The organism is Colwellia sp. MB3u-8 (genome assembly GCF_014076985.1).
GTDB lineage: Bacteria > Pseudomonadota > Gammaproteobacteria > Enterobacterales > Alteromonadaceae > Cognaticolwellia.
In genome coordinates, this window is sequence record NZ_JACGVA010000041.1 from 25,236 (window position 1) to 34,490 (window position 9,255).

General features: G+C 38.3%; 5 protein-coding genes and 1 pseudogene. 3 read left to right on the forward strand and 3 right to left on the reverse strand.

The genetic code is table 11. The annotated features are described in order from the left end of the window. Positions 1–65: 65 nt before the first annotated feature. Positions 66–2,063 (forward strand): tetratricopeptide repeat-containing sulfotransferase family protein, encoded by a 1,998-nt coding sequence (locus H4J54_RS04455; RefSeq protein WP_220464135.1) that lies wholly within the window; start codon positions 66–68, stop codon positions 2,061–2,063. Between the two features lie 305 nt (positions 2,064–2,368). On the opposite strand, the gene H4J54_RS04460 is transcribed toward H4J54_RS04455, so the two are convergent. Together H4J54_RS04460 and H4J54_RS04465 are read right to left on the reverse strand one after the other, a co-directional pair. Continuing rightward, positions 2,369–5,410, reverse strand: coding sequence for an efflux RND transporter permease subunit (locus tag H4J54_RS04460; RefSeq protein ID WP_182189746.1), 3,042 nt, complete (start codon positions 5,408–5,410; stop codon positions 2,369–2,371). Further along, entirely contained in the window at positions 5,410–6,456 is a 1,047-nt protein-coding gene (locus tag H4J54_RS04465; RefSeq protein WP_182189747.1) for an efflux RND transporter periplasmic adaptor subunit, read from the reverse strand. Before H4J54_RS04465 ends, H4J54_RS04460 begins: the two co-directional genes overlap by 1 nt. Positions 6,457–6,601: 145 nt before the next feature. On the opposite strand from H4J54_RS04465, the gene H4J54_RS04470 reads away from it, so the two are divergent. Further along, positions 6,602–7,174, forward strand: a complete 573-nt coding sequence (locus H4J54_RS04470) for a TetR/AcrR family transcriptional regulator (protein ID WP_182189748.1) — start codon at positions 6,602–6,604, stop codon at positions 7,172–7,174. Between the two features lie 424 nt (positions 7,175–7,598). Further along, complete coding sequence (locus H4J54_RS04475; RefSeq protein WP_182189749.1) at positions 7,599–8,108, forward strand: M48 family metallopeptidase; 510 nt, start codon at positions 7,599–7,601, stop codon at positions 8,106–8,108. A gap of 85 nt (positions 8,109–8,193) precedes the next feature. Here the strand turns inward: H4J54_RS04475 and H4J54_RS04480 are convergent. Beyond that, positions 8,194–8,547, reverse strand: a pseudogene (locus H4J54_RS04480) (GGDEF domain-containing protein); the annotation flags it as partial. Positions 8,548–9,255 lie beyond the last annotated feature (708 nt).

Genomic DNA, 9,255 nt, shown 5'->3' on the forward strand with positions numbered 1-9,255 from the left:
TTATTGATAAAACAGTCGTTTTTTAACCTAAAAATAATACGCTAACCTACTCTGGAGCTAAGTCATTGGACACAAGATCCCACCCTGCTATTGAAGAGCAATTAAAATCAATTCAACAATTGATCCAAACAACAAAATTCAATGACGCCATTACACAAAGCAAACAACTACAAAAACAAACCACAGACCAAGAGCACCAAATTGAATTATGGTATTTAATTGCCGTTGCCCAACGCTATGCAAAAACTATCCCTGCGGCATTAAGCAGTATTAATGAATTACTTAAACTGGATGAAACACATAGCCGCGCTAATCAAGAACAAGGCTTTATCCATTTAGCCTTAGATGAACCAGCACTGGCTAAAATTTCATTTGAAAAGGCGGTAAAACTTAACCCGAGTTTAGTCGCTAGTTGGCAAGCATTAATTCACCTGTACCGAGATGAAAAGCAACAAGACAATGTGCAAAAAGCCGCCAATCAGTTAGAGAAACTAAAAAAATTACCACCGGCCTTACTCGCGGTAACTGAATTAATGCACGAAGGGAAGTTATTAAAAGCGGAACAAATTTGTCGACATTTTTTACAAGATAATAAACGCCACATCGATGGCATGTGTCTGCTTGCTGAAATAGGTGTAGAGCTAAAAATTTATGACGATGCTGAATTTTTACTGGCCAGTGCCCTTGAGTTGGCGCCCAATCATATAAATGCGCGCTCTCAGTACCTCAATTTACTTATTCGTTTAGGTAAATACAAAGTGGCAGAACAGCAAGTTGAAAAGTTACTCGCTATACAACCTGACAACCTGAGCTTCAAAGTCGCTAAAGCGAGTGCCTTAACAGGTTTAGGTAAAATAGAGCAAGCCATCATCCTATTTGAACAAGCTGTAGAGCAAAACGATCAAGTTGCAGGCTTTCAACTGCAGCTAGGCCATGCGCTAAAAACTAAAGGTGACATAAAAAAAGCCATTACGGCTTACCAAAGAGCCTACCAGTTAAACCCAAGTTATGGTGATGCTTTTTGGAGTTTAGCCAATACTAAAACCTACCGTTTTAGTGATGAAGAAATTGCTCAAATGCAAACACAGCAAAATAATAAAGCCTTAGCACTAACAGATAAGGTTCAACTACATTTTGCTACCGGTAAAGCCTTTGAAGACAGAGAAGACTATAACCAAGCCTTTCAAGCCTACCAAGAAGGCAATAAATTACAACATGCTCATAGTGGCTTTGACATCAGCAAAGTAGAACAACAAGTTGCTGAGCAAATAAAATACTGTACCGCTGAGCTGTTTGAGAGCCGTGGAAATTTAGGGCTTAATTTACCCGATCCGATATTTATTGTCGGTTTACCGCGCGCAGGCTCTACGCTACTTGAACAAATACTGGCTTCACATAGTCAAGTTGACGGCACGATGGAGCTACACAATATATTAGGCTTGGCATCACGACTACGAGGCCGTAGTCATAGTCAAAGCGATCAAGAAGCCCAATATCCGAAAAACTTAAACGAAATTAATCCCGAGTATTTCAAACGCTTTGGTCAGCAATTTATTGACGAAACTCAAGTCTACCGAGAAAAGGCGCCCTTATTTATTGATAAAATGCCCAATAACTTTCTCCATATTGGCCTGATCCGATTAATCCTGCCCAATGCTAAAATTATTGACGCCAGGCGCTCACCCATGGCTTGCTGTTTTAGCGGTTTTAAACAGTTATTTGCCGAAGGACAAGACTTTAGTTACGACCTTGAAGACATGGGTCGTTACTATCAAGCTTATTTAAAATTGATGGCACATTGGGATGATGTCTTACCGGGTTATGTATTAAAGGTAAATCATGAAGATGTGGTGGATGATTTAGAAACACAAGTACGAAGAATGCTTGATTTTTGTGGCTTGGAATTTGAACAATCGTGTGTCGATTTTCATAAAACCCAGCGCAATATTAAAACCCCAAGCTCTGAGCAAGTGCGTCAACCCATTTATAAAAGTGCTACTGAACAATGGCGACATTTTGAGCCCTATTTAACGCCCTTGAAAAAAGTACTTAATATAGAATAAAGTTGACCTAGATAAAATGCATATCATCGTTCTTTTACATCGGCGTGTATGTTCTTTATCTAGGTAAGTCATTAGGGTAATGCAGGAGCAATTACCGAGATGGCTATGAACAGCCATGTGATCAATATATTGCCAACATGGATGCCGGTACTTAGTTTTTGTTTGGAACAAAAAAACTGCCCCTTCGTCCTGAACATAAAAGCGAACAGGTTAATGTTCGCTTTTATCTTTATCGCTAAGGAATAAACCTTAGTCACCGCACTTTATATTTAGATAACACGTTAGTGACTAACTAAATACCCGCGCTATACTTTCTCTACCTTAATATTATAAAAAACACTATAAAGCACAGGTACGGCTATCATGGTCAAGATAGTGGCAAACGCTAATCCGCCCATAATGGTCACCGACATATCAGCAAAGAAAGGGTCAAATAATAATGGCATAACACCTAATATAGTGGTGATAGCTGCCAGTGAAACTGGTCTCAAACGACTCAAGCTTGCTTCAACGATGGCCATTGCTTTTTCTTTACCTTCAATAATTTGTAAGTCAATTTCTTCCAATAGCACAATAGCATTTTTAATTAACATACCAAATAGGCTCAAAAAGCCCAGTAACGACATAAAACCAAAAGGTAGGTCTGCTATTAGTAAGCCCGCAACCACGCCCACCACTGCCATAGGTACAATCAGCCAAATAATAATCGGCTGCCTAGCCTTACCAAAGAGTAAGACACTGATAATGAACATAATTAAGAATCCCAGCGGCAAGCCTTTTCCTAAAGCAGCTTGCGCTTTACGTGACGACTCATATTCGCCGCCCCAGTCAAGTTTATAACCTTCTGGTAAAGCAATAGCAGCAATTTTATCTTGTGTACGATTAAACGCCTCACCGGTAGTTTCATTGTATCCGGCCTCCGCTTTAACGGTAATAGTTCGTACACGATCACGTCGATTAATCAGTAGCTCTTCACTGGCATAGTTCATTTTGCCACTCACTTGCTTGAATGGAATATAAGTTCGTTGACTACTACTCCACACCAAACTGTTTTCTAAGCCGGCTAATTGATCAGGATTCGTGCTACTATTTCTGGCAATAATTGGATAAAGGTAATCGCCATCTTGTAATTGCCCTATTTGCAAACCATCAGTATAAAACTTTATCGCTTGACTAAAATCACTCCTTGAAACACCGGCAATGCCTGCCGCTATATCATCATACTCAGGTGCTAAAACAATACCTTTATCGCGCCAGTCATCACGAATATCACGAATGTTACCATCTGCAAAATAAATCGCTTTTGCTTGCTCAGCTAACTGCCTTAAAATAGCGGGATCTTCGCCAGAAAATCGTGCCTGAATTTTAGCACCCGCACCAGGGCCAAATTGCATGATTTCTGCGTAAAAATTTACCTTAGGATTTGCTAATCTTAATTTATCAGCAACTGCTTGCGCTAAGCGAGGGATCTCAGCTGCGTCATGCGCTCGCACCATAAATAACCCATAACTCTCATTCGGTAATTCAGGAGCAAATACTAAGGTAAAGCGTTCTGAACTTTCACCGATAAAAGTTGCTAATGATTCAACACCTTCAGTACTAAGGATCAGCTTCTCACCTTGTTTCATATATTTTTCAGTGGCTCTAATATCTGAGTCTTGCGGACCCCAGTAATGAACAAAAAACACTGGAGTATTTGAAGGAGGGAAAAATCCTTGTTTAATAAAACCAAAGCTTGCGTAGGCGCTAATCGTAATCACCACCAATAACCCTAAGGTTACACCACGCCAATGCAAAGCATTACGTAAAACAACTAAATAAGCTTGATGAAATAATGAATGCGACGCTTCTACACCTGCTTTATCACCCACTTGATAAAAATATTTACCCAATAAAGGTGTTAACGTTACCGCAAGTATCCAACTTAACAGCAAAGATATTAGTACGACGGCGAACAGTGAAAATAAAAACTCTCCTGTAGCATCATCTGATAAACCAATACCGGAAAACGCCGCTATACCAATAACCGTAGCGCCCAGTAATGGCCACTGTGTACGTTTAACAATAAAGCTGGCAGACTCCATGGCCGACTTACCTTTCTCCATGCGCAGCATCATACCTTCTGCTACCACAATAGCATTATCAACCAGCATTCCCATGGCAATAACCAAAGCTCCTAGTGAAATACGTTGTAGTTGTAAATCATAAAGCCACATGATCAAGACAGTCCCTAATACCGTGATCAATAAAGTGCCACCAACAACAATGCCCGAACGCCAACCCATAAATAGACAAAGCGCTAAGGTCACTACAGCAACTGAAATTTCCAAATTTAAGATAAAACCGTCAACTGATTCATCAACGATTTTCGCTTGGTTATAAATAGATGATAACTGAATACCCGCCGGTAATTTAGCGAGCACTTCAGCCAGTTTAGCGGAAATTTCCTTACCAACTTCAACGATATTAATATCACTTTGCGCCGATACCGCTAAGGTTATCGCACGTTCACCATTAAAGCGTTTTAAGCCACTTGGGATAGCTACAGGTTCAATACTGAGCTGAGCAATATCTTTTATCTTTATTGAGGCATTTTTACCCGGAATAACGATAGAGAGGTTTTCTATTTCTGCTATTTTATTGGTTGAGCTTTCAACTGGGATCCTAATTTTTTTATCGCCAACGTATAATCTACCACCACTAAAGGGTTTTAAATTATTCGCCAGTACTTTTTGAATATCAGGAAAAGAAAGCCCTAAACCGGCAATTTGGTAGCTATCAATGGTGGCAACAATTTCTTCTTCTAAAATACCGCCAATTTTTACTTTAGCAACCCCGTCAACGGTGAGAACTTCACGACGAATTATACGGGAAAATTCGCGCATTTGATTAGCGCTAAAGTCAGGTGCAGATAAAGCATAATAAATGCCATAAACGTCACCAAAATCGTCAATAACCACTGGAGCACTAGCGCCAAGTGGCAAGTCGTGTTCAATATCACTAAGGCGTTTGCGTAGTTCGTCCCAAATTTGGGGTAATAATGGCCCATCAATATGTGGTTGTATTTCCATAGTTACTCGGGATAAACCGGGTTTACTGACTGATTTCAACGTATCTAATTGCCACATTTGCTGCAGCGCTATTTCAACTTGCTCAGTAACTTCTTTTTCAACTTTTTCCGCACTTGCCCCCGGATAATAGGTAAAGATAACGGCTTTTTTTATGGTGAAGGCGGGATCTTCTAAGCGGCCTATTTTACCCATAGCAACAATGCCGCCAATAATAAAACATATCGCCATAAGCCAAATATTAACGGGCTTGGTCAACGAATAACGTGCAATATCCATTAATATGTCGCCTTATATTCTCTGACTATTAGCCCCTCACGCATTTGCCCCACTGCGGCAGAAACCACTTTATCATCACGACTTAATCCCAAAGAAATTAGGGCGTATTCGCCTTTTAACTTGGAAACCTTGACCTTGACCTTAGTCAGACTATTTTGTACTTGATTAAAGCGCCAGACACTAAAGCCCGAGTCGTTATTACCTACTAATGCACTTAATGGAATAATTAATGTCTGAGAGTGACTATTATTTTGTTTAATGTTAACAATGGCTCGTGCGCCTGGATAAAAAGATTTCGCAATTTCACCGTCAAGTGCAAAGGTTACACCATAGGTTTGAGTAATGGGATCAGGCGTGGTTTTATGTTCAACATAACGTATGTCAAATATCTTATCTTCCTGGCCAATAATATGAGCAGTCGCTTTTACATCGCGATTGCCGGCATTGGCGGTCATAATGCGTTCCGGCACTTCAAAAGTAAAATAAAGCGCTGATCTATCTTGTAAATTAGCCAGTGAATCTCCGGTACGAATTAAACTATCATTTTCAATGTACCTAGCACCAATAACAGCATCAAATGGGGCTCTTATCGTGCAGTAACTTAAATCTTGCTTGGCATTGGTTAATGCTATTTTAGTAATTGAGAACTGAGATTTTGCTTCATCGTAATCACGTTGCGACGCAACATTCTTTTCAAAAACATCTTTAATACGTTTTAAATTTCGTTGCGCGTCTTCATGACGAATGCGACTTTCTTGCACTTTGCGTTGAAAAGGTTTGGGATCAATTTTAGCTAAAACTTGACCTTTTTTAACTTCACTACCTTCGACAAGGCGCTCAAGAATCAAACGTCCTGAGACTTCAAATTTAAGGTCAACACTCTTCACCGCCGACACCGTGGCTGGAAATTCATAATCATTCACTAAACTTGTTAGCCGGGCACTAGTGAGTTGAACCACTACAGGTGCAGCCTCTTTTGTGACTTCTGTTGGTTCAGAACAAGCTTGCAGTAAAATAACGGCTCCGAGCATAAAAATTCGCTTCACATCAATCCCAAAATATAAGTTAAATTATAAAAGTAGTAGGCGAATCATAACACAGGTTTACACATTAACAACAAGTGTAAACTTGTTGTTTAATGTAACCACTCACGTTAGTATATCGATACTTCAATGAATAAGAGCAAATGATTTGCCAAGTACTACCGATAAAATACTCAGTGCCGCTATGGATTGTTTTTTTCAGCACGGCTACGATACCGCAAATATTTCTATGGTCAGTCGTTATGCTGGCATATCGCGTGTGACTATACATAAACAATTTAAATCAAAAGAGCTATTATTTAGAGCTGTTGTTGAAAAACATTTTCAGCAACATAATATATTGATTAGTGTCTACAGTAAGTCAGAAATAAATTTTTGGCAGGAAACAAAAGTTCTTACTATTCAACGATGTGAAGGCTTATTCAATCACGTATCCAGTAGTCTAGTTAGGGCTAATTTGATACACGCTGGTCAGGCACTTTGCAAAGACCTTATTCAAGCAGAAGAAAGCTTAATAAAAAATAGTATCCAAGTAAGAATTGAAAAAGAAATTTCCACCAATCGTTTAACGCTAAGTAAAATAGGCTTGTCCGCATCAGCATTAGCTGAAACGCTACACTTTGCACCATTTGGCATCACGGTATCGGTATCAGATAAAAACAATACTACCTTTGTAGAAAACTTAATGGCGATATTTAAAGCATCAACGTCACCACTTTAGTGCTATGTTCTCCCTTAAAGATCTGTCTTTATAATTAGCTTTTATCTCGCCAAAACTGACTAATTAAATCACTAACTCGATCTAATGCTCAGTAGAGATAAAAATGGCGAACTTTATATTCAAGTAACTAACTTCATCAATATGCCTGTAAAAACTAAAATATTTATTTGAGGCGTTAATTGAAGAACCAAATACCAAGCGTATTTTAAAAAAGTTATCGGTATTGTACGTTTGAAACAAGGAAGATTTAATCCTTGGTATATCGGATTGTGCTGTTGGCATTTACCTTGAACAGGCAAGTAATAATGATATTCCAATAAATAGCGCTAAAAATTTTAATAAAAAACAATGAATAGTTAAATTATAATAGCGTAAACTATTGTTATAGTCGCAACCATCAACAATACAGAACTTATTTAGTCACATGGCCAAACCGTTAAAGTATTTATCTCATTACTCTATTGATATACAGCAGCAAGTCGCACAGCTTATTAAGGAAGACAACTTAAAAGCCTATTTATTGGCGCAATTTCCTGCGCCACATAAAGTCACTACTGATAAAGCATTACGCGAATACTCCATCGCGTTAAAACAACAATATTTAAAAAAATCAGCCCCACTTAGTCAAGTAAAGTACGATGATAAGATTCATGTTGTTAACAACGCGCTAGGTTTGCACACTTATGTTTCGCGCGTACAAGGCAATAAATTAAAAAGTAAAAACGAAATCCGTATTGGTAGTATGTTTAAGCGAGCACCCGAAGCGTTATTAAGTATGATCGTAGTGCATGAACTGGCCCATTTGAAAGAAAAAGAGCATAACAAAGCCTTTTATCAACTATGCCAACATATGTTACCAAACTATCATCAATTAGAGCTAATGACTCGTATATACCTTACTGAGCTTGAAAAAAGCGGCAGTATTTATCAATAAACACTGCCGCTTATTAATGCCTTTAGCTATATGAAAAGTGCCTAGATCAAGAGCAGCATAGGTTAAGTGTCAGGGTCATACTCACCTATAAACAAACGCTTATATTTCTGCCACTATTTTTAGTTTGATATAAAGCGGTATTAGCTTGTTCAAATATCGCTGCCCAGTTTAATTCCTCTTCTCGTTGTACTACACCAATAGAAACAGAAATTTTAGGTCGATAGGCTTTTGAGTCTCTTTGCATCAGTTTTAATTGTGAAATCGCTAACCTGATATTTTCTGCAACTTCATATGCCTGCGTTTTGGTTTTATTTACCATAACAATAAATTCCTCACCACCAAAACGAACGGCAATATCGTTATCCGACATAGATGATGTAATCACTTTTACAATGCGCTGTATCACTTTATCGCCAATAACATGGCCGAAATTATCATTAAATTTTTGAAATGTTCAAAATCTATTGTTAATGAAGAATGCACTTGTTCACATCTAATTCTTTTAACCTAATATCACAGCCACGACGATTATATAAACCAGTTAAAGAATCAACTATTACTTCATTACATGCCGCTTGAAGCTTAGATTTAAAAAATTAACTTCACCACAAGTCCTGGTCAGATCTAAAGATAAGTCGGTATACTGTTGTTGAGAAAATATAATATTTTTCATCAAAAAGGCAACAATATTTTGCATAGATTTATGGTGTTCATGTTTAGAAAGTGCTTTTTTCGCTTTTATTAAGTTAGAAGTTGCCGCTTAGGGCTATCTACTTGTAACTATAAAATTTTCTTTGCTCTTAATTGCGCTATCTTAAACACACAGACTTGAATGAGGATGTGGGAAAAATCAACTTTGCACTATTGTGTGAAAACAGTGATTTAGCTATGTTCTAGAGGTTTAAGAAAAGTTGAAATTTAGTTGATGCTATGAGTATAAGCTATTAAAAAAAAGCTATTGACTGAGATTAGAGGGTTTTCTTAAAACTTTGTAGCCTTTGAGATTGCAGCAAGCTAACTCGGCTTTATTTATCAAATCCCAGAAAGCAAAAAACCCGTAGCGTCAGCTACGGGTCTCTCTAAATAGAAGCCTAGCAATGTCCTACTCTCACATGGGAACTCCCACACTACCATCGGCGCTAACACG